The sequence below is a fragment of the Enterobacter cloacae complex sp. P47BA genome, assembly GCF_014930485.1.
In the GTDB taxonomy this organism is placed as follows: Bacteria; Pseudomonadota; Gammaproteobacteria; order Enterobacterales; family Enterobacteriaceae; genus Enterobacter; species Enterobacter bugandensis.
In genome coordinates, this window is sequence record NZ_JADBRF010000004.1 from 45,717 (window position 1) to 64,411 (window position 18,695).

The 18,695-nt window shown below is 58.4% G+C and carries 20 protein-coding genes; 7 read left to right on the plus strand and 13 right to left on the minus strand.

The window, feature by feature from the left end; translation table 11 throughout:
* Nucleotides 1-69: 69 nt before the first annotated feature.
* The gene (gene cueR / locus IM299_RS06295) at nt 70-480 is read left to right on the plus strand and encodes a Cu(I)-responsive transcriptional regulator (protein ID WP_028012206.1); all 411 of its coding nucleotides are present in this window, start codon (nt 70-72) and stop codon (nt 478-480) included.
* Here the strand turns inward: cueR and IM299_RS06300 are convergent.
* The 3 genes from IM299_RS06300 to IM299_RS06310 all read right to left on the minus strand — a co-directional run bounded on the left by IM299_RS06300 (nt 477) and on the right by IM299_RS06310 (nt 2,808).
* Entirely contained in the window at nt 477-929 is a 453-nt protein-coding gene (locus IM299_RS06300) for an NfeD family protein (RefSeq protein WP_028012207.1), read from the minus strand. The two genes, cueR and IM299_RS06300, sit on opposite strands and share 4 nt — an antisense overlap.
* Entirely contained in the window at nt 926-1,840 is a 915-nt protein-coding gene (locus tag IM299_RS06305) for an SPFH domain-containing protein (protein ID WP_008499312.1), read from the minus strand. Before IM299_RS06305 ends, IM299_RS06300 begins: the two co-directional genes overlap by 4 nt.
* Nucleotides 1,841-1,950: 110 nt before the next feature.
* Nucleotides 1,951-2,808, minus strand: a complete 858-nt coding sequence (locus IM299_RS06310; protein WP_193357180.1) for a hypothetical protein — start codon at nt 2,806-2,808, stop codon at nt 1,951-1,953.
* Between the two features lie 246 nt (nt 2,809-3,054).
* Between IM299_RS06310 and fetA the strand changes: the two genes are divergently transcribed.
* Together fetA and fetB are read left to right on the plus strand one after the other, a co-directional pair.
* The gene (gene fetA, locus IM299_RS06315) at nt 3,055-3,726 is read left to right on the plus strand and encodes an iron ABC transporter ATP-binding protein FetA (protein ID WP_028012209.1); all 672 of its coding nucleotides are present in this window, start codon (nt 3,055-3,057) and stop codon (nt 3,724-3,726) included.
* Entirely contained in the window at nt 3,719-4,501 is a 783-nt protein-coding gene (gene fetB / locus IM299_RS06320) for an iron export ABC transporter permease subunit FetB (RefSeq protein WP_193357181.1), read from the plus strand. The genes fetA and fetB overlap by 8 nt, the downstream gene beginning before the upstream one ends.
* Before the next feature lie 51 nt (nt 4,502-4,552).
* Here fetB and IM299_RS06325 read toward each other — a convergent pair whose 3' ends face one another.
* The 3 genes from IM299_RS06325 to tesA are packed head-to-tail and all read right to left on the minus strand — an operon-like array spanning nt 4,553 to nt 6,888.
* On the minus strand, nt 4,553-5,407 hold the full coding sequence (locus tag IM299_RS06325) for a co-chaperone YbbN (RefSeq protein ID WP_193357182.1): 855 nt from the start codon (nt 5,405-5,407) through the stop codon (nt 4,553-4,555).
* Nucleotides 5,408-5,465: 58 nt separating this feature from the next.
* A complete protein-coding gene (locus tag IM299_RS06330) occupies nt 5,466-6,275 on the minus strand; it encodes an SDR family oxidoreductase (protein ID WP_102863616.1) in 810 nt (269 codons plus the stop codon).
* A complete protein-coding gene (gene tesA / locus IM299_RS06335) occupies nt 6,265-6,888 on the minus strand; it encodes a multifunctional acyl-CoA thioesterase I/protease I/lysophospholipase L1 (RefSeq protein ID WP_041911043.1) in 624 nt (207 codons plus the stop codon). Before tesA ends, IM299_RS06330 begins: the two co-directional genes overlap by 11 nt.
* Here tesA and ybbA point away from each other — a divergent pair.
* The 3 genes from ybbA (at nt 6,859) to IM299_RS06350 (ending at nt 11,284) form a co-directional block, all read left to right on the plus strand.
* Complete coding sequence (ybbA, locus tag IM299_RS06340) at nt 6,859-7,545, plus strand: putative ABC transporter ATP-binding protein YbbA (RefSeq protein WP_041912055.1); 687 nt, start codon at nt 6,859-6,861, stop codon at nt 7,543-7,545. The two genes, tesA and ybbA, sit on opposite strands and share 30 nt — an antisense overlap.
* Entirely contained in the window at nt 7,542-9,956 is a 2,415-nt protein-coding gene (gene ybbP, locus IM299_RS06345; protein WP_193357183.1) for a putative ABC transporter permease subunit YbbP, read from the plus strand. The genes ybbA and ybbP overlap by 4 nt, the downstream gene beginning before the upstream one ends.
* Before the next feature lie 182 nt (nt 9,957-10,138).
* On the plus strand, nt 10,139-11,284 hold the full coding sequence (locus IM299_RS06350) for a porin (RefSeq protein ID WP_047367634.1): 1,146 nt from the start codon (nt 10,139-10,141) through the stop codon (nt 11,282-11,284).
* Between the two features lie 121 nt (nt 11,285-11,405).
* Here the strand turns inward: IM299_RS06350 and mnmH are convergent, their stop codons facing one another.
* From mnmH to ppiB, 5 genes are all read right to left on the minus strand, one after another.
* Nucleotides 11,406-12,476 carry a tRNA 2-selenouridine(34) synthase MnmH gene (gene mnmH, locus IM299_RS06355; protein ID WP_193357184.1) on the minus strand — a complete coding sequence of 357 codons (1,071 nt, stop codon included), beginning with the start codon at nt 12,474-12,476 and terminating at the stop codon, nt 11,406-11,408.
* A gap of 84 nt (nt 12,477-12,560) precedes the next feature.
* Nucleotides 12,561-13,628, minus strand: coding sequence for a 5-(carboxyamino)imidazole ribonucleotide synthase (gene purK / locus IM299_RS06360; protein WP_041911039.1), 1,068 nt, complete (start codon nt 13,626-13,628; stop codon nt 12,561-12,563).
* Nucleotides 13,625-14,134, minus strand: a complete 510-nt coding sequence (purE, locus tag IM299_RS06365) for a 5-(carboxyamino)imidazole ribonucleotide mutase (RefSeq protein WP_006809824.1) — start codon at nt 14,132-14,134, stop codon at nt 13,625-13,627. The genes purK and purE overlap by 4 nt, the downstream gene beginning before the upstream one ends.
* 119 nt (nt 14,135-14,253) lie before the next feature.
* The gene (lpxH, locus tag IM299_RS06370) at nt 14,254-14,976 is read right to left on the minus strand and encodes a UDP-2,3-diacylglucosamine diphosphatase (protein WP_048957411.1); all 723 of its coding nucleotides are present in this window, start codon (nt 14,974-14,976) and stop codon (nt 14,254-14,256) included.
* Between the two features lie 3 nt (nt 14,977-14,979).
* Complete coding sequence (ppiB, locus tag IM299_RS06375; RefSeq protein ID WP_000256009.1) at nt 14,980-15,474, minus strand: peptidylprolyl isomerase B; 495 nt, start codon at nt 15,472-15,474, stop codon at nt 14,980-14,982.
* Nucleotides 15,475-15,649: 175 nt separating this feature from the next.
* Between ppiB and cysS the strand changes: the two genes are divergently transcribed.
* Nucleotides 15,650-17,035 (plus strand): cysteine--tRNA ligase, encoded by a 1,386-nt coding sequence (gene cysS / locus IM299_RS06380; RefSeq protein ID WP_193357185.1) that lies wholly within the window; start codon nt 15,650-15,652, stop codon nt 17,033-17,035.
* Nucleotides 17,036-17,077: 42 nt separating this feature from the next.
* Here cysS and IM299_RS06385 read toward each other — a convergent pair whose 3' ends face one another.
* Complete coding sequence (locus tag IM299_RS06385) at nt 17,078-17,599, minus strand: metal-dependent hydrolase (protein ID WP_048957409.1); 522 nt, start codon at nt 17,597-17,599, stop codon at nt 17,078-17,080.
* A gap of 73 nt (nt 17,600-17,672) precedes the next feature.
* On the minus strand, nt 17,673-18,689 hold the full coding sequence (gene malI / locus IM299_RS06390) for a Mal regulon transcriptional regulator MalI (RefSeq protein WP_048957408.1): 1,017 nt from the start codon (nt 18,687-18,689) through the stop codon (nt 17,673-17,675).
* Nucleotides 18,690-18,695: the final 6 nt, after the last annotated feature.

Consider the following 18,695-nt stretch of genomic DNA (forward strand, 5'->3'; position numbering starts at 1 on the left):
GGAGTAACGCTTTTCGCTAACTGTTATGAAGGTTAAACCTTCCATCAAGGGGAAGGTCAAGGGGGAAATGTGAATATCAGTGACGTGGCAAAAAAAACCGGCTTAACCAGCAAGGCGATCCGCTTTTATGAAGAGAAGGGGCTGGTAACGCCACCGCTGCGCAGTGAAAACGGCTACCGCAGCTACACGCAGCTGCATCTCGATGAGCTGACGCTGCTGCGCCAGGCAAGACAGGTGGGGTTTAACCTGGAAGAGTGCGGCGAGCTGGTTAACCTGTTTAACGATCCGAAGCGCCACAGCGCGGACGTGAAAAAACGCACGCTGGAAAAAGTGGCGGAGATCGAGCGCCACATCATCGAGCTACAGGCGATGCGCGAACAGCTGCTGCAGCTGGCGGAATCCTGTCCGGGTGATGACAGCGCCGACTGCCCGATTATTGATAATCTTGCCGGCTGCTGCCATCGCAAAACCCACGTCTAGCAGGCTTTTACCCGCAGCGTAATCCCTTCCACCGCAATGACCTCAACCTGCGTTCCGGCGCTGAGGTCGTCGTCGGCCACCACCGGCCACGAGCTGTCGCCCACGCGCATGTGCCCGCGCCCGTTCACCAGCGCGGCGTCGAGCGTAAAGCGCTTGCCGACAATTTGCTGTCCGCGCTGGTTAAGATGCGCGTCCAGCGGTTTCTGCTCTTTGACCTGACGGTTAAGCCAGCGCCACCACAGCCAGGCGGCAACCAGCGTCAGCACGGCAAACAGCGCGCCCTGCCACGCCCAGCCCAGAGGAAGGATCCAGACCAGCAGGCCCGTAATGACAGCGGCAACACCGCTCCAGAGCAGGTAGCCGTTGCCGCCAAGCATCTCCGCCGCCAGCAATAAGCCACCGAGGCTTAGCCAGAAGGCATGAGGATGTGCAACGATGAGCTCAATCATTTTTTACGCTCATTTCCGCTGTCTTTGATCAGTTCGGCGATCCCTGCGATAGAGCCCATCAGGCTGCTGGCGTCCAGGGGCATCATCACCACTTTGCTGTTGTTCGCGGAGCCGATCTCTTTCAGCGCATCGGTATATTTTTGCGCCACGAAGTAGTTCACGGCCTGGATATCACCGGCGGCAATCGCCTCGGAGACCATCTGTGTCGCACGGGCTTCCGCTTCTGCGGAACGTTCACGCGCTTCCGCCTGTAAGAACGCGGACTGACGGTCGCCTTCGGCTTTCAGGATCTGCGACTGTTTTTCCCCTTCCGCTTTGAGGATCTCCGCCTGACGGACCCCTTCGGCTTCCAGAATATAGGCACGCTTGGTACGCTCGGCCTTCATCTGCGCGTTCATGGAGGCGATCAGCTCTGCCGGTGGGCGCACGTCGCGGATCTCAATACGGGTGACTTTGATCCCCCACGGGTTCGTTGCCTCATCAACAATGTGCAGCAGGCGGGTATTGATGCTGTCGCGCTGGGAGAGCATTTCGTCCAGCTCCATCGAGCCGAGCACGGTACGGATGTTGGTCATCGTCAGGTTGACGATCGCCAGCTCCAGGTTGCTCACCTCATAGGCCGCTTTCGGCGCATCAATCACCTGAATAAAGCAGACGGCATCAATGGTAACGTTGGCGTTATCTTTGGAGATCACTTCCTGAGAGGGGATATCCAGCACCTGCTCCATCATGTTGATTTTGCGGCCAATCCGGTCCATGAACGGAACAATCAGGCTCAGGCCGGGCTGCAGCGTGTTGGTATAGCGGCCGAAGCGCTCGACGGTCCACTGGTAACCCTGAGGGACAATTTTGACACCTGCGCCCACGATAACCAGCGCAACGAATATAAGGACGGGAACAACGATGAGCATAAAAACCTCCTGTTTTGCATGCTTTGATGAGAAAAAGCGCGTGTTTGCTATTCGTAAGTATATCGGCTAATGGGCTAAAATTCGCCCCGTCCGACGGGCGGGGCAGAGCGTTAGTGGTAGCTGTAGGTAAAGTCAGCGATCAGCGCATCGTCACCCGCATCGGCGATGGCTTTCGACAGGCCGTGATAGAAGGTCTCCAGCCCAATCTCTTCGACCTGGCGCAGCTGCTCGCGGATCGGCGCGCAGAACAGTTCCGCATTGCCCGCGCCCACGCGCTTGTTGTTCGGCGGAAGCTGACCGGTGATCCCTTTAAACCAGGTGCGTACCGCGCCCTTCAGAGAGGTGGGTGCGTCGTTGACGGCGTCGTGTCCCGTCAGAATTTGCAGCGTCGGGAACTGGTCTGCACAGACTGCCGTTTTCATACGCGCATAAAACTGGCTGAAGAGTTCGAAAGACTGCAGATCGGTGACTTTGGGTTTGGTCGTTTTGCCCTGAACGTTGCCGGTCTTTTTCGCCGCGGGCTGCGCGGGCGCCAGCTTATTGAGCTGCAGATCGAACAGCAGGTTCGCGTGTTCGCGTCGTTTGCTTACGTCCGGGAAGCGTTCGATAAACGCGCGGATAAATTCCGGCGTCATCAGGTCCGCAAAATCATGGTTGACCAGCCACTGGCCGCGGGCAAACTCACCGGGAGACTGGAACCAGGCCGGAACCTTGCCCGGCTCGAACTCTTTGACATTCCCTCTGCCGTCGATTTCAACGAAGCGAGTGCCGTTATCAAACGCAAAGCGGCAATTCTTCAGCTGAATGACCGGCTTCATCTTCAGCAGGCCCTTAACGAACCGGACAAGCTCTCCCCCGAACACATAAGCCGTAACGGATTCTGAAGCAATGGCGGCAAGAAGCTGATCGATGGTTTTCACGCCGGGTTCAAGTTCAGAGAAATCATAAAAAGTGTGAATATTAGACATTCTTGTACTTCCTTATTGTGTTGCGGGCAGAGCTTAACACCACTTTAACGAATGTTCTAAACCAGGGATGCGGAAGTGTCGCTAAGGTCACGGCGTAAACTGTAAAGCGAAAGTGTAAAGCATGTCTAATGAATGCACGGTAAACACAATCGGAAGTCTTGGTGGCGAAAGGGGGCGCTAAAACGCGTTGTGACGAACGTGCGGCACGGATTATGCTAATAACGCTCAGGAGTTACTGGAAAAAATATGAACAACGAAAATGCAGTTTTGCAGATAAAGGACGTCGGCTTTCGTGTCGCAAATAACACGATCCTTCAGCACGTCGGGTTTAACCTTTCTCCCGGTGAGTTCAAGCTGATAACGGGGCCGTCAGGCTGCGGTAAAAGCACCTTACTGAAGATTGTGGCCTCACTGCTGAGCCCAACGGAGGGAACCATTCTGTTTGAAGGGCAGGATATTGCGTCACTTTCCCCGGAAAGCTATCGCCAGCAGGTCTCTTATTGCGTCCAAACGCCCGTGCTTTTTGGCGACACGGTTTTTGATAACCTGATTTTTCCGTGGCAAATCCGCAATAAAACGCCGGAGCCGGAAAAATTCATCGACGATCTGGCCCGTTTTGGCCTGGCGAAGGAGACGCTGACCAAATCCATCAGTGAGCTCTCGGGCGGCGAAAAGCAGCGCGTCTCGCTGATCCGTAATCTGCAGTTCTTACCGAAGGTATTGCTGCTGGATGAGATCACCAGCGCGCTCGATGATGCCAACAAACGCAACGTCAACGAGATTATTCATCGTTACGCCCGCGAGCAGAATATTGCCGTGCTGTGGGTGACGCACGACTCAAACGAAATTACCCATGCGGATGACGTGATTACGCTCCAGCCGCACGGCGGGAAAATGCAGGAGGCCAACCGTGGGTGAGCATAACATTACCAATGAATCTCTGGCGTTTTCGATGGTTCTGGTGCTGATTGCTATCGTCGTCAGCTACCGGGAAAAGCTGGGCCTGGAAAAAGATATTGTCTGGAGTATCTGCCGCGCGGTGGTTCAGCTCATCATCGTCGGCTATGTGCTGAAGTATATTTTCAATGTCAACCACGCGGTGCTGACGCTGCTGATGGTGCTCTTCATCTGCTTTAACGCGGCGTGGAACGCGCAGAAACGCAGTAAATATATTGATAAGGCGTTTATCTCGTCATTTATCGCGATTACCACCGGGACGGCGCTCACCCTGGCGGTGTTGGTGCTCTCTGGCTCGATTGAGTTTACGCCGATGCAGGTGATCCCTATCTCCGGGATGATTGCGGGAAACGCCATGGTGGCCGTTGGCCTGTGCTACAACAACCTTGGCCAGCGTTTCAGCAGTGAACAGCAGCAGCTGCAGGAGAAGTTAAGCCTGGGGGCGACGCCAAAAATGGCTTCAGCGCGGCTGATTCGTGAGAGCATTCGCTCATCGCTGATCCCGACCGTGGATTCTGCCAAAACGGTGGGGCTGGTGAGCCTGCCGGGCATGATGTCGGGGCTGATCTTTGCCGGTATCGATCCGGTAAAAGCGATTAAGTATCAGATCATGGTGACGTTTATGCTGCTTTCCACGGCGAGCCTGTCAACCATCATTGCTTGCTATCTGACCTATCGGAAGTTCTACAACCCGCGCCACCAGCTGGTGGTGACGCCGTTGAAAAAGACGGGGTAATATCGGTTTTTTGTAGGCCCGGTAAGCGTTAGCGCCACCGGGCATTTTTTGTTAGTAGAGCAGCGCGTACAACTGACGACGATACTTCGACGCCAGCGCGTCTCCGGTGCCCAGCGCGGCCAGGATCTCCTGGAACATCTTGCGCGCCTGACCGTCTGCGGCAGCCAGATCTTTCTGCAGGTGGCTGAACAGCAGCTCCAGCGCCTCTTCGTTACGTCCCACCTGATGCAGCTGGAGCGCCAGCTGGCTTGCCAGCGCGGCATCCGCCGGGTTGTCGGCCACCTGCTGCTGCAGCTGCTGAATTTCCGGAGTGTCCGCCGCCTGCTTTAGCAGCTCAATCTGCGCCACCAGCCCCTGATAGCGAGTATCCTGATCCTGCATTGGTACCGTCTTGAGCACGGCTTCCGCGTCTTCTGAACGGTGCAGGGCGATCTGCGTTTCCGCCAGCAGCAGGCCGATCTGGCTGTCCTGGTTCGACAGCTGCCACGCCTCTTTCAGCAGCGGCAGCGCCTCGTCGTATTTGCCTTCCTGCATCAGCGCCATCGCTTCCTGCGCTTTCAGCTCTTCTTCGCGCGGCAGCACTTTATCCAGCAGGGCGCGAATCGCCTCTTCCGGCTGGGGTCCCTGGAAGCCATCGACAGGCTGGCCGTTCTGGAACAGATAAACGGTTGGAATGGCGCGCAGACCAAACTGCGACGCCACCATCGGTTCGGCGTCACAATCCAGTTTCGCCAGAATGAACTGACCGTTGTACTGCGCGGCAAGGTTTTCCAGCACCGGCGTCAGCTGCAGACAGTGCTGGCTGCGCTCAGACCAGAAGTAGAACAGCACCGGTTTAGCCATCGACTGTTCGAGGACCTGTTGCAGGTTTGCTTCTGTAATATTGACGATATTCTGTACGGACATGCGGCTTTCTCTTTTGTCGGTTTACTCTTTACATGGGGATGAGCGTCGTCGCTTCAACTCAGCCGTGCAAAATTTTGTCCATTATCCTGCCCGGAAGCAGGCGCTTTAACCAGCCGACGGCATGGGTGACCAGCGTCACCGGATAGCGCATTTTGGGATGCTCGCTCTCAAAAGCATGGCGCACTTTGGCAACCACCGCCTCTGGCCCGAGGGTAAAACGTGCGGCGATGCCGGGGTTTTCGACCGGTTTGTCCGCCTGGGTCTGGTTCACGTTTTCGGTAAAGCGGGTGCGGATCGGGCCGGGTTCAATCAGGCTGACCTTGATGCCGCTGTGGCGCAGCTCCATGCGCAGGGCGTCGGACCAGGCTTCCAGCGCATATTTGCTGGCGGCGTAGGCGCCGCGGCCCGGGGTGGAAATCAGCCCCATCACTGACGATGTCATCACGATGCGCCCTTCGCCGTGCGGCAGCATGGCCGGGAGCAGACGCATGGTGAGCTGATGGACGCCAAAGAAATTGGTTGAAAACTGCTTCTCCAGCGTTTCGCGCGAGAGCGTATCCAGCGGGCCATACACGCCGTAACCGGCATTATTAAAGAGACCGTACAGACGGCCTTCGGTCAGGGCTATCACCTCGTCGGCGGCGCGTTCAACGCTCTCCGGCGAGTCCATATCCAGCTGTATGCCGGTAAAGCCCAGCCCGTTCATGCGCTCGACATCGTCAGGCTTGCGGCACGCTGCCAGCACCCTAAATCCCTGGCGCTTTAGTTCAAGCGCGCTCTCAAGGCCGATTCCGCTGGAACATCCTGTAATTAAGACCGATTTTTGCATAACTTTACCTGTCAGGAACTCCGCTGAATTACGAGTCATGTTTAACTAAAGGAGCCAGCCGCGTTGCCATCCAGTCGGCAATAAACGGCTGCGCATCGCGATTGGGGTGGATACCGTCGTCCTGCATCCACTGAGGTTTGAGATAGACCTCTTCCATGAAAAATGGCAGGAGCGGAATATCAAACTCTTTGGCAAGCTTAGGGTAGATCGCGCTAAAGGCTTCATTATACCGACGACCGTAGTTGGCGGGCAGGCGAATTTGCATCAGCAGCGGCTGGGCGTTTGCCGCCTTGATGTCCTGCAAAATGGTGCGCAGCGTTTGCTCGGTTTGCTGCGGCTGGAAGCCACGCAGGCCGTCATTACCGCCAAGCTCAACCAGCACCCAGCGCGGCTGATGCTGCTTAAGCAGCGCAGGCAGGCGCGACAGACCCTGCTGCGAGGTATCGCCGCTGATGCTGCCGTTGATAACGGTCGTCTTGCTTTGCCATTTGTCATTGAGCAGAGCCGGCCAGGCCGCGCTGGCCGCCATGCGGTAGCCCGCGCTCAGGCTGTCGCCAAGAATCAGTAACGTGTCCGCTGCCGCCGCGCGGAAGGTCATCAGCATCAAAAACAGGAAGGGCAAATGCCAGCGGAAAACAGTGTTGAAGTTCATCGTCTTAAGAAGTCCGTCGGTCAGGGGGAGCAGGAGCTTTCAATCCTTACCGGAGTTGAACTCGTTGTCAAACGCGCCGAAACCATCGCGCTGATTGGCGAATCCGGTTCCGGCAAGTCTACGCTGCTGGCGATTCTGGCCGGTCTGGACGACGGCAGCAGCGGCGAAGTCCACCTGGTCGGGCAACCGCTGCACCAGCTTGATGAAGAGGCGCGAGCCGCGCTGCGCGCGCGGCATATCGGTTTTGTCTTTCAGTCTTTTATGCTGATCCCGACCCTGAACGCGCTGGAAAACGTCGAGCTCCCGGCGCTGCTGCGCGGCGAAAAGAGTCGCGAAAGCCGCACGCATGCGAAGGCGCTGCTGGAACAGCTCGGCCTGGGCAAGCGCCTCGACCATCTTCCGGCACAGCTTTCCGGCGGCGAGCAGCAGCGCGTGGCGCTGGCGCGGGCGTTTAATGGCCGCCCGGAAGTGCTGTTTGCCGATGAACCCACCGGCAACCTTGACCGTAAAACCGGCGACAAAATTGCTGATCTGCTGTTTTCGCTTAACCGCGAACATGGCACCACGCTGATCCTCGTGACCCACGATCCGCAGCTGGCCGCCCGCTGCGACCGCCGCCTGCGGCTGGTGAACGGTATTCTTCAGGAGGAAGCATGATCGCCCGCTGGTTCTGGCGCGAATGGCGCTCGCCCTCGCTGCTGATTGTCTGGCTGGCGTTAAGCCTGGCGGTGGCCTGCGTGCTGGCGCTCGGCAGCGTCAGCGACCGTATGGAAAAAGGGCTCAGCCAGCAGAGCCGCGAATTTATGGCCGGGGACCGGGCGCTGCAAAGCTCGCGTCCTGTGCCGCCTGGCTGGATTGAGGAAGCGCGCAAGGAAGGGCTAAAGGTGGGGGAGCAGCTCACCTTCCAGACCATGACCTTCGCGGGGGACACCCCGCAGCTCGCCAGCGTGAAGGCCGTGGATGACATCTACCCGATGTACGGGGAATTACAAACCAGCCCGCCGGGGCTAAAGCCGACGCCCGGCACGGTGCTGCTGGCATCGCGCCTGATGGCACTTCTCAACCTGAAACCCGGCGACAGTATTGACGTTGGCGATGCCACTCTGAAAATCGCCGGGGAAGTGGTGCAGGAGCCCGACTCCGGCTTTAACCCGTTCCAGCTCGCGCCGCGCCTGCTGATGAACACCGCCGATGTCGCGAAAACCAACGCCGTCCAGCCGGGAAGCCGCGTCACCTGGCGCTACAAGTTTGGCGGCACGTCCGCGCAGCTGGAGGCGTATGAAAAATGGCTTCTGCCGCAGCTCAAGCCGGAACACCGCTGGTACGGGCTGGAGCAGGACGAAGGGGCGCTCGGCAAATCCCTCGAACGTTCCCAACAGTTCCTGCTGCTGTCGGCGCTGTTAACCCTGCTGCTGGCGGTGGCGGCGGTTGCCGTGGCGATGGGGCACTACTGCCGCAGCCGCTACGACCTGGTGGCGATCCTTAAAACCCTCGGCGCGGGGCGGGCGCAGCTGCGCAAGCTGATCGTCGGCCAGTGGCTGATGCTGCTGGCCCTCTCAGCGCTTACCGGCGGAATAATAGGCCTGCTGTTTGAAAAACTGCTGATGGTGATGCTGAAACCGGTGCTGCCGGCCGCTTTGCCCCCGGCAAGCCTCTGGCCGTGGCTGTGGGCGATGGGCGCGATGACGGTGATCTCGGTGCTGGTGGGGCTGCGCCCGTACCGCCTGCTGCTCGCCACGCAGCCGCTGCGGGTGCTGCGCAATGATGTGGTGGCGAACGTCTGGCCGCTGAAGTTCTATCTTCCGGCGATTATTGCTGTTGCGGTCGGGCTGCTGGCTTGGCTGATGGGCGGCAGCACCCTGCTGTGGGCAGTGCTGGCCGGCGCGGTGGTACTGGCGCTGCTGTGCGGCGTGCTGGGCTGGATACTGCTCAACGTCCTGAAAAGGCTGACGGTAAAATCCCTGCCGGTGCGGCTGGCGGTCAACCGCCTGCTGCATCAGCCCTGGTCAACGCTCAGCCAGCTGTCGGCCTTTTCGCTGTCGTTTATGCTGCTGGCGCTGCTCCTCGTGCTTCGCGGGGATCTGCTGGATCGCTGGCAGCAGCAGCTTCCGCCGGAAAGCCCGAACTATTTCCTGATCAACATCGCACCGGAACAGGTGACGCCGCTGAAGGGTTTCCTGTCGGAGCATCACATTATTCCCGAGTCGTTCTATCCCATCGTCCGTGCGCGTCTGACGCAGATCAACGGCCAGTCAACCGAGGGGAACAAGGACGAGTCGCTTAACCGCGAACTCAACCTGACCTGGCAGGAGAAACGTCCCGACCATAACCCGATTACCGCCGGTAGCTGGCCGCCGAAAGCGGGAGAGGTGTCGATGGAAGAGGGGCTGGCGACGCGCCTGAACGTGAAGCTCGGGGACAGCGTGACCTTCACCGGTGATACCCAGGATTTTACCGCCAAAGTCACCAGCCTCCGTAAAGTGGACTGGGAAAGCCTGCGGCCAAACTTCTTCTTCATCTTCCCGCCGGGCGCGCTGGACGGGCAGCCGCAGAGCTGGCTGACCAGCTTCCGCTGGGAAAACGGCAACGGCATGCTGACGCAGCTTAACCGGGAGTTCCCGACGGTGAGCCTGCTGGATATTGGCGCGATCCTCAAACAGGTCGGGCAGGTGCTGGAGCAGGTGAGCCGCGCGCTGGAGGTGATGGTGGTGCTGGTGACAATCTGCGGCATATTGCTGCTGCTGGCGCAGGTGCAGGTGGGCATGCGCCAGCGTCATCAGGAACTGATAGTCTACCGCACGCTCGGCGCGGGTAAGCGGCTGCTGCGGGCGACGCTCTGGAGCGAGTTTGCGCTGCTTGGGCTGGTGGCGGGTCTGGTCGCGGCGATTGGCGCGGAGACGGCGCTGGCGGTGCTGCAGACAAAGGTCTTCGACTTCCCGTGGGAGCCTGACTGGCGTCTCTGGCTAGTACTCCCTCTCTGCGGCGCGGTGCTGCTCTCCCTCTGCGGGGGCTGGCTCGGGGCGCGATTGTTAAAGGGCAAGGCCCTGTTCCGGCAGTTTGTGAATTGATTTGGCATGGTAATCATTACGCACCGGTTTTTATGCCGGTGCGCAATGCTTAAATAGCACAAAGTGATAATGCAAACGCATTTAGTAGCACAAAACATTAAAAACCCGCCCACACAGCCCGAAAATTTCCGGTTAATATTCACCAGCTAAATATTTAGCAGCGTGTCTATTAAGGAAAAATAATGACTATAAAAAAATCAGCGCTGGCGGCAACGATCGGCGCGGCAGTGGCATTGACTACTTTTGCATCTCAGGCAGAAATCACCGTACTTAAGCAGGATCCTCAGGCGGGTAACCCGCTGAGCCGCCTGAACTTCACCGTTGGCGGCAGTATTCGTCCTCAGTTCCAGAACATGACCGGCGATGACGGCAAAAACGGCTACAAGCGTAACGGCTTTGACGGCGGTACCCGCTTCCGTTTCGCGGCAGACTACTACCTGTTCGATGACATCAGCTGGATCAGCTATTACGAGCTGGGGGTGAACATTCCGGCGCAGTTTAACTGGGATAACCACTACGCCGACGGCGCGCACGACACCTCACGCCGTATGCTCTACACCGGCCTGAAGAGCGATACCTGGGGTACGCTGACCTTCGGCCAGCAGAACAGCGTTTACTATGATGTGGTGGGCGCGAAAACCGATATCTGGGACTACGACATGATCGGCCAGGCGCCGGGTAACGGGATCAACGGCGACTACGACGGCTCTTATCGTTCACGCCAGATGCTGAAATATAAGAAAACCGTGGGCGATGCGGACATCTATGCATCCTACCTGTTTGAAGACAGCGAATATCTGCCGGGCAACGGCCTGCGCTACAAGCGTAAAGGCGGCGGCTCACTGGGTATCGATTACCACCTGACCACCGATCTGACCTGGGGTGCTGCGTGGAACTACACCCGCGCGGACATGCGTAACCCGGACAACGGGGACAGCAAATCCTACGACCAGAATATTGTCGGTACTGCGCTGAGCTGGACGCCGGACAACTGGACCTTCTCCGCTGGCGGCGGCTGGTACCAGAACTTCCTGACCACCAAAAAAGTGTCTGTTAACGACTACTTTGCGGGCGACGCGTGGGGTATTGAATACTTCGCAGGGTACAAATTCCCAATCGGTCAGTACGCGGTGAAATCCATCCAGCCTTACTTCATGGGTGACCGCATCGAGTACGTGAACGGCCGTAACTACCAGCGCATCGACAACGGCGTGGGTATCAGCTTCCAGCTGGATTACGGTTTCCGCGTGGATTACGAACACGTGTTCACCTCCAGCACCGACAACCTGGGCGATATGAACCTGGTGCGTCTGCGTTACGACTTCTAAGGTGTCATGTAGGGTGCGGCCTGATGCCCTCACCCTGACCCTCTCCCACGGGGAGAGGGAACAAACATTAAAAACGGCAACCAGGTTGCCGTTTTGCTTTTACCTCGCCACCCGGCTTTTTTTAGCGATTAAGCCACTCGGCAATTTCTGCGAACGTCCCGCGATAGACAATCTTCTCCGCTTTCTTCTCCAGCTGATAGCCGTACATCGGGTCGTAATAGTCCTTCAGCAGCGGTACAAGCCAGCTGAAGTGCGCGTCGGTGCTGCCCATTCGCTGTTGTTCGGCAAGGGCCGCGTCCAGCAGCGCTGTAAATTCCGCAAAACGCTGTAGCCCAAGCCGACGGCGAATGGCAAACAGGCCGTGGTGCAGGTAATCGCTGTACTCCTTCCAGCCCGCCTCCTCACCGTACGCGGCAGAAAAATCCGCCCACATGTGGTCAAAATACTCTTCGCGCAGGCGCTCAAGTCGGATTTCAAACGGGTCTTCGACGACAACGATAGGGGCGTCAACCATGCAGTCGCGCAGGCACTCCGGCAGGTGGTTGGAGCCAATCATCCGGCCCTCGTCCTCCAGCACCCAGCGCGCGGCGTCTTTTTTCAAAAGCTCAACCGCAAGGTGATTCTCAAAGCTCGCCTGGGAAAGCTGCGGCGTAAGCGTGCGGCCAAACGACGAGCCGCGATGGTGCGCCAGCCCTTCCAGATCGATGCCCTGCGCGTGCTGCTTCACCAGCAGCGTTTTACCGTTGCCGGTACAGCCGCCAATAAGCACCATCGGCTTTTGCGACTGCTCAATGGTGACCTGAATTGCCGTCTGGCGCAGGGCCTTATAGCCGCCGCGGATCAGCGGGTAGTCGATGCCAGCCTCTTTCAGCCAGGCCTGAGAGATATGCGAGCGCTGACCGCCGCGCGCGCAGCAGAGATAGCCCTCGGGGTGCGCAAGGCTGGCTTCACGCCAGGCGTTAATGCGCGACTCCCGCGTCTCGCCGCTCACCAGGCTATGGCCGAGCGCCAGCGCGGCGTCGGATCCCTGGCGCTTATAGCAGGTACCGACGGCGGCACGCTCGTCGTCGTTCATTAAGGGCAGGTTGAGTGCGGCGGGCATCGCACCCTGGGCAAATTCGATCGGCGCGCGAACGTCGATTAAAGGGGTATCAGACGCGAGGATCGCGCGATAGTCCGTTCCATCGTTCATGGTGATTCCAGAAGAAAACTCAGCAGCAATGGGCGGGGATTGTACGCCGGGGAAGGGGAAGGTCAACTCCCCGGCGCAGATGTCTTACTTGAGCTTTGACTGTGCCCAGACAATTCCGCTCGCGTATTCTGGCGGCAGGAGAGGAACGATCGCCTCCAGGGTGGCGCTCAGGCGGTCGGTATCGCTGTCGTTCAGGTTGAGATGACCCACTTTACGACCCGCGCGAACCTCTTTGTCATACCAGTGCAGATGCACCAGCGGCAGCTTCAGCCAGTCGTAGTTCAGATCGGTCCCGATCAGGTTTATCATCACCGACGGGCTGTTAACGACGGGCTGTGGCAGCGGCAGGTCGGTGATGGCACGCAGGTGCAGTTCGAACTGGCTGATGGAGGCGCCGTTTTGCGTCCAGTGGCCGCTGTTGTGCACGCGCGGCGCCAGCTCGTTGATCAGCAGGCCCGACGGCGTGACGAAGCACTCCATCGCCATCACGCCCACGTAGTCCAGCTCGTGCATGATGGCGGAGAGCATCTCTTCCGCCTGCGCCTGCTGGTCGGCATTGGCGTGCGGGAAGGCGACGCTGGTGCGCAGAATGCCGTCCTGATGCAGGTTATGCGTCAGCGGGTAAAACACCGTGCGGCCATCGTGCCCGCGTGCGCCAACCAGCGACACTTCGCCGCTGAAGTTGATGCCCTGCTCAACGATGCACTCGCCGTAGCAGTCGTCCGGCAGCTCGGCGGTGTCGCCTGCGCGCAGGCGCCACTGGCCGCGGCCGTCGTAGCCACCCACGCGGCGCTTCACGATCGCCAGTTCGCCCAGCATGGCGAAGACGTCATTCCACTCGCTTTTATCAGACAACAGCTGCCACGGGGCGGTTGCGAGGCCCAGCTTGTCGAACAGCTGCTTCTGCGTCAGACGGTCGGCAATGATCGGGAACACGTCGCGGTTCACAAAGGCGTTATGGCGCGCCAGCTCGCGGGTCAGGGCGGTTTCCGGCCAGCGTTCAATTTCGGCGGTGATTACGCTCTGATGGAACGGCACCGCTTCCGGCTCGGCGTCCAGCCCGACGGGCCAGACGGCAATCCCCAACGGTTCGCCAGCCTGACGCAGCATGCGGCCCAGCTGGCCGTTGCCGAGGACGCAAACCTGCTTCATGCCGCACCCCGCGGGTCCGGATTATCCAGCACCTCGTCGGTCTGGGCTTTACGCCACTCCGCCAGGCGTTGGTGTAAATCTTTGTCGTGCGTTGCAAGAATTTGCGCGGCCAGCAGGGCGGCGTTCGCCGCGCCCGCTTTGCCAATTGCCAGCGTGCCGACAGGAATACCGCGCGGCATCTGGACGATGGAGTAGAGGCTATCGACACCGCTTAACGCGGCGCTTTGAACAGGGACGCCCAGAACCGGCACCAGCGTTTTGGCGGCAATCATGCCCGGCAGATGTGCTGCGCCGCCCGCACCGGCAATAATCACCTCATACCCGTTCTCTTCGGCGCTTTCGGCGAAGCTGAACAGTTTGTCCGGCGTACGGTGTGCGGAAACCACTTCAACGTGGTGCGGAACATTCAGGATTTCAAAGATTTCGGCGGCGAACTGCATGGTAGCCCAGTCGCTTTTGGACCCCATCACGATGGCGACACGCGCCGGATTATTGCGGGAAGACATGCGTCTTAAAACTCCTGTGGTGCGAAACACACTGCTTTCGAGGGCACAGAGAATAGCATGTTATACGGGCAAGGAAAACGGTTGCGTGGCTGAGAAACAAGCGAAACGACGAGAAAACGTTAAAACGGAAAAGCGATCAGTTCGACACTGTCGGGAGTGACTTTGACCATCGAACCCTCAGTATGCCATGCGCCCAATACCACGCGATGGGCCGGTTCACCGTTGGCGCTCAGAGAATGCACGTCAGGGCGATGGGTATGACCGTGGATCAGCCACTGAACGCCATGCTTTTCCATCACGCTCACCACAGCTTGCGGGTTGACGTCCATGATGGTCAGGGATTTGCTGCTGTTGGCGGCTTTGCTGCCCGCACGCATTCTGGCGGCGATGCGGTTGCGGATAAACAGCGGCAGGGCAAGGAACACCTTCTGGATCCACGGGGTGTGGACCTTAGCGCGAAACGCCAGGTAGCCGGTATCGTCGGTGCAGAGCGTATCGCCGTGCATGATGAGTACCTTGCGGCCATAGAGATCGAGCACCTGTTCTTCCGGCAGCAGCGTCATACCGCTTTCGCGGGCGTAGCGCTTGCCGAGCAGGAAATCACGGTTGCCGTGAATGAAGTAGCAGGGGACGCCGGAATCTACCAGCGTTTTAATGGCGGCAGCCATTTCACGATGCAGCGGGTTAGGATCGTCGTCGCCAATCCAGGCTTCAAACAGATCGCCCAGGATGTACAGCGCGTCGGCGCTTTTCGCTTCACCGCGTAAAAAACGCAGAAAACCGGCGGTTATCGCCGGTTCTTCTGTTTGCAGATGCAGATCCGCAATAAAGAGTGTCGCCACGAATTACTCGCTGACGGTCACGCTTGTAATCACAACGTCTTCTTTAGGAACGTCCTGGTGCATACCGCTGCGGCCGGTAGAGACGGCTTTGATCTTATCGACCACGTCCATCCCTTCAACCACTTCTGCGAACACGCAGTAGCCCCAGCCCTGCAGGCTTTCGCCGGAGAAGTTCAGGAAGTCGTTGTCCGCTACGTTGATGAAGAACTGCGCGGTGGCAGAGTGTGGTGCCTGAGTACGGGCCATTGCCAGCGTACCGCGGGTGTTTTTCAGGCCGTTGTTCGCTTCGTTTTTGATCGCCTCTTTGGTCTCTTTCTGGCGCATGCCAGGCTCGAAACCGCCGCCCTGGATCATAAAGCCGTTGATCACGCGGTGGAAAATAGTGTTGTTGTAGAAACCTTCGCGGCAGTAGTCCAGGAAGTTTTTAACTGTTTCAGGCGCTTTGTCATCAAAGGTCTTGATTACGATATCGCCATGATTAGTGTGGAAAGTAACCATTTTTGCATCCTGTTCCGTTATTGTGGTACGTCGACCCGCCTTCGGGTCATATATAGGGGCTTGTTATAGCATAACCACAGGACGCGATCACCTTGCATTGTGTGCTGATCCTATTCCGAATTATGGGTATTATAGGGAACAAACAACTCACACACGTGTTTACATGGAATCTTCGATGTTAAAAATCTTTAATACAATGACGCGCCAGAAAGAGGAATTTAAACCTATCCATGCCGGGGAAGTCGGCATGTACGTGTGTGGTATTACGGTTTACGATCTCTGTCATATTGGCCATGGCCGTACCTTTGTCGCGTTCGACGTGGTCTCTCGCTACCTGCGCTTCCTGGGCTATAACCTGAAGTACGTGCGTAACATCACCGACATCGACGACAAAATCATCAAGCGCGCTAATGAAAACGGCGAAAGCTTTGTTGCGCTGGTGGATCGCATGATTTTTGAGATGCACAAAGATTTTGATGCCTTAAATATTCTGCGTCCGGACAGCGAGCCGCGTGCGACCCACCATATCCACGAAATTATCGAGATCACCGAAAAGCTGATCGAACGCGGTCACGCCTATGTGGCAGACAACGGCGACGTGATGTTCTCCGTCCCGACGGACCCAACCTACGGCGCGCTTTCCCGTCAGGACCTGGACCAACTGCAGGCCGGCGCGCGCGTGGACGTGGTGGACGTGAAGCGTAACCCGATGGACTTCGTGCTGTGGAAAATGTCCAAAGAGGGCGAGCCGAGCTGGCCATCCCCGTGGGGCGAAGGCCGTCCGGGCTGGCACATTGAATGTTCCGCGATGAACTGCAAGCAGCTGGGCAACCATTTCGACATTCACGGCGGCGGTTCGGATCTGATGTTCCCGCACCACGAAAACGAAATTGCACAGTCCACCTGCGCCCACGGCGGCGAGTACGTTAACTACTGGATGCACTCCGGGATGGTGATGGTTGACCGCGAGAAGATGTCGAAATCGCTGGGCAACTTCTTCACCGTGCGCGACGTGCTGAAGTATTACGACGCGGAAACCGTGCGCTACTTCCTGATGTCTGGCCACTATCGTAGCCAGCTGAACTACAGCGAAGAGAACCTGAAGCAGGCGCGCTCGGCGCTGGAGCGTCTGTACACCGCGCTGCGTGGCACCGACAAATCTGTGCCTGCGGCGGGCGGCGAAGCGTTCGAAGCGCGCTTCGTTGAGGTGATGAACGATGACTTCAACACCCCGGAAGCCTACTCCGTACTGTTCGACATGGCGCGCGAAGTGAACCGCCTGAAGTCAGAGGACATGGCGGCGGCGAATGCGCTGGCATCTCATCTGCGTAAGCTCTCTTCCGTGCTCGGCCTGCTGGAGCAGGAGCCGGACGCGTTCCTGCAGAGCGGTGCGCAGGCGGACGACGGTGAAGTGGCGGAAATTGAAGCGCTGATTAAAGCGCGTCTGGAAGCGCGTCAGGCCAAAGACTGGGCGGCGGCGGATGCGGCGCGTAACCGTCTGACCGAGATGGGCATCATTCTGGAAGACGGCCCGCAGGGGACGACCTGGCGTCGTAAGTAAGTCTGTAACGCCCGGTGGCGCTAACGCTTACCGGGCCTACTTTTACCTTCTTTTCCACCACAACATCCCCATCAGCACCCCCCCCGGCAGCCACACCCACAGCAGTTCCGAGATAATGACCTCATGCCCGTACGGCGTGGCGTAGCGCGACAGCGCAAACGGCGCGACCTTAATCACCTGCCACGGCGCAAAGAAGCGCTCGTCTGACCACGGCCACAGCCAGCCGACGCCTTTTCCGCCGGTGGTAACGGAATCCAGCAGGCTGTGCGACAGCAGTGAAACGGTTAAGAACAGCCAGCAGCGCGTCAGGCTGGCCCGGAACCATCGTCGGCCAATCAGCACGCAGAGTATCGGTACCGCAAAGGCAAACAGCAGCGAATGGGTAAAGCCGCGGTGGCCGAAAATATTCCCGTAGGCGACGCCGAATTTGAACGCCAGCACGTCGGCGTCCGGCAGCATGGCGAGCACGATCCCGGCAAACAGCAGGCGGGGAGGGATGACTTTCGTTCCCAGACCTAAGCCCAGGCAAAGGGGAACAGCAGCGTGAGTGATAACGGTAGGCATTGCAATTATCCATGGCAAATCACAGCAATATAGCAGCGAATTCACTGCAGCAAACCTGTGTCAAATTCTGATTTTACGCCGACTCGCGGGCGATAAGCTGCCCGGACAGCGTAATGCGCTGGGTTTGCAGATCCGGCTCCTTCAGCTTGCGGATAATCAGCCCCGCCGCCTGTCGTCCGGTTTCATCGCTGGCCGAGGAGACGTAGGTGAAGGAAGGGGAGGTGAGGTTGACGTGGAGCATATCTTCAAAACCGATCAGCGCCACCTGCTGGGTCAGGAACACGTCTTTCCCCACGGTGCGACCCACCTGATGAATGCCGGAAATGGAGCCGATCATCGCATCCGGGGAGTGGCAAAGCAGGGCGGTGATGGAGCTGTTTTTCTCCAGCAGCTGGCGCGTTGCCATCGCGGCGGCCTGGGTGTCGTCGCTGCAGGCCGGTGAATAATCATCGCGCCAGACCAGCCCGTTTTGCGTCATCGCGCTGCGAAAGCCGAGCAGGCGCTGCTCGCGGATAAGACAGCCCTCGCGCCCGCCAATGTAGGCGATCGTGCGGTGTCCGCGTTCGATAAGATAGCGTGCGGCCAGATTCGCCGCCTGGCGATTATCGCGCATGACCAGATTGCATTTTTCGTCCAGCAGAGACTGCGAGACCGCCACCAGCGGCAGCGGGCACTGGCGGATCTGCTCCGGTAAAGCGTCGTTACGGGTGTCAGACGCCAGATAAATAACGCCCGCGACGCCCTGCTGCTTAAACGACAGCAGGGTCCGTTCCAGATGTTCCTGGTCGTTCAGCGGCTGGCCGAGAAACACCATATAACCCTGCTTCTCCAGCTCCTGAACGATGCTCGCCATCACCTTGATGGAAAAGCTGTCGCTGAAGTCGCGCAGGATCAGGCCGATAAGATTGGAGGTGTTGGCGCGGAGGTTGGCAGCGGCAACGTTATGAACATAGCCCAGCGTCGTGATGGCGGCATTGACCTTCTCGATCGTCGCCTCTGAGATTTTCCCTTTCTGACGTAGCACCAGCGACACGGTAGAGACCGAGACGCCCGCGTGCTTTGCGACATCAATGATGCTGACTTTCTTCAAAACCGC

What these genes read in the sequence shown, in the direction of transcription:
- IM299_RS06300 (WP_028012207.1), bottom strand. Translation starts at nt 929, where the DNA reads ATGATTGAGCTCATCGTTGCACATCCTCATGCCTTCTGGCTAAGCCTC.
- IM299_RS06305 (WP_008499312.1), bottom strand. Translation starts at nt 1,840, where the DNA reads ATGCTCATCGTTGTTCCCGTCCTTATATTCGTTGCGCTGGTTATCGTG.
- IM299_RS06310 (WP_193357180.1), bottom strand. Translation starts at nt 2,808, where the DNA reads ATGTCTAATATTCACACTTTTTATGATTTCTCTGAACTTGAACCCGGC.
- fetA (WP_028012209.1), top strand. Translation starts at nt 3,055, where the DNA reads ATGAACAACGAAAATGCAGTTTTGCAGATAAAGGACGTCGGCTTTCGT.
- IM299_RS06325 (WP_193357182.1), bottom strand. Translation starts at nt 5,407, where the DNA reads ATGTCCGTACAGAATATCGTCAATATTACAGAAGCAAACCTGCAACAG.
- IM299_RS06330 (WP_102863616.1), bottom strand. Translation starts at nt 6,275, where the DNA reads ATGACTCGTAATTCAGCGGAGTTCCTGACAGGTAAAGTTATGCAAAAA.
- ybbA (WP_041912055.1), top strand. Translation starts at nt 6,859, where the DNA reads ATGCCAGCGGAAAACAGTGTTGAAGTTCATCGTCTTAAGAAGTCCGTC.
- tesA (WP_041911043.1), bottom strand. Translation starts at nt 6,888, where the DNA reads ATGAACTTCAACACTGTTTTCCGCTGGCATTTGCCCTTCCTGTTTTTG.
- ybbP (WP_193357183.1), top strand. Translation starts at nt 7,542, where the DNA reads ATGATCGCCCGCTGGTTCTGGCGCGAATGGCGCTCGCCCTCGCTGCTG.
- IM299_RS06350 (WP_047367634.1), top strand. Translation starts at nt 10,139, where the DNA reads ATGACTATAAAAAAATCAGCGCTGGCGGCAACGATCGGCGCGGCAGTG.
- mnmH (WP_193357184.1), bottom strand. Translation starts at nt 12,476, where the DNA reads ATGAACGATGGAACGGACTATCGCGCGATCCTCGCGTCTGATACCCCT.
- purK (WP_041911039.1), bottom strand. Translation starts at nt 13,628, where the DNA reads ATGAAGCAGGTTTGCGTCCTCGGCAACGGCCAGCTGGGCCGCATGCTG.
- purE (WP_006809824.1), bottom strand. Translation starts at nt 14,134, where the DNA reads ATGTCTTCCCGCAATAATCCGGCGCGTGTCGCCATCGTGATGGGGTCC.
- ppiB (WP_000256009.1), bottom strand. Translation starts at nt 15,474, where the DNA reads ATGGTTACTTTCCACACTAATCATGGCGATATCGTAATCAAGACCTTT.
- cysS (WP_193357185.1), top strand. Translation starts at nt 15,650, where the DNA reads ATGTTAAAAATCTTTAATACAATGACGCGCCAGAAAGAGGAATTTAAA.
- IM299_RS06385 (WP_048957409.1), bottom strand. Translation starts at nt 17,599, where the DNA reads ATGCCTACCGTTATCACTCACGCTGCTGTTCCCCTTTGCCTGGGCTTA.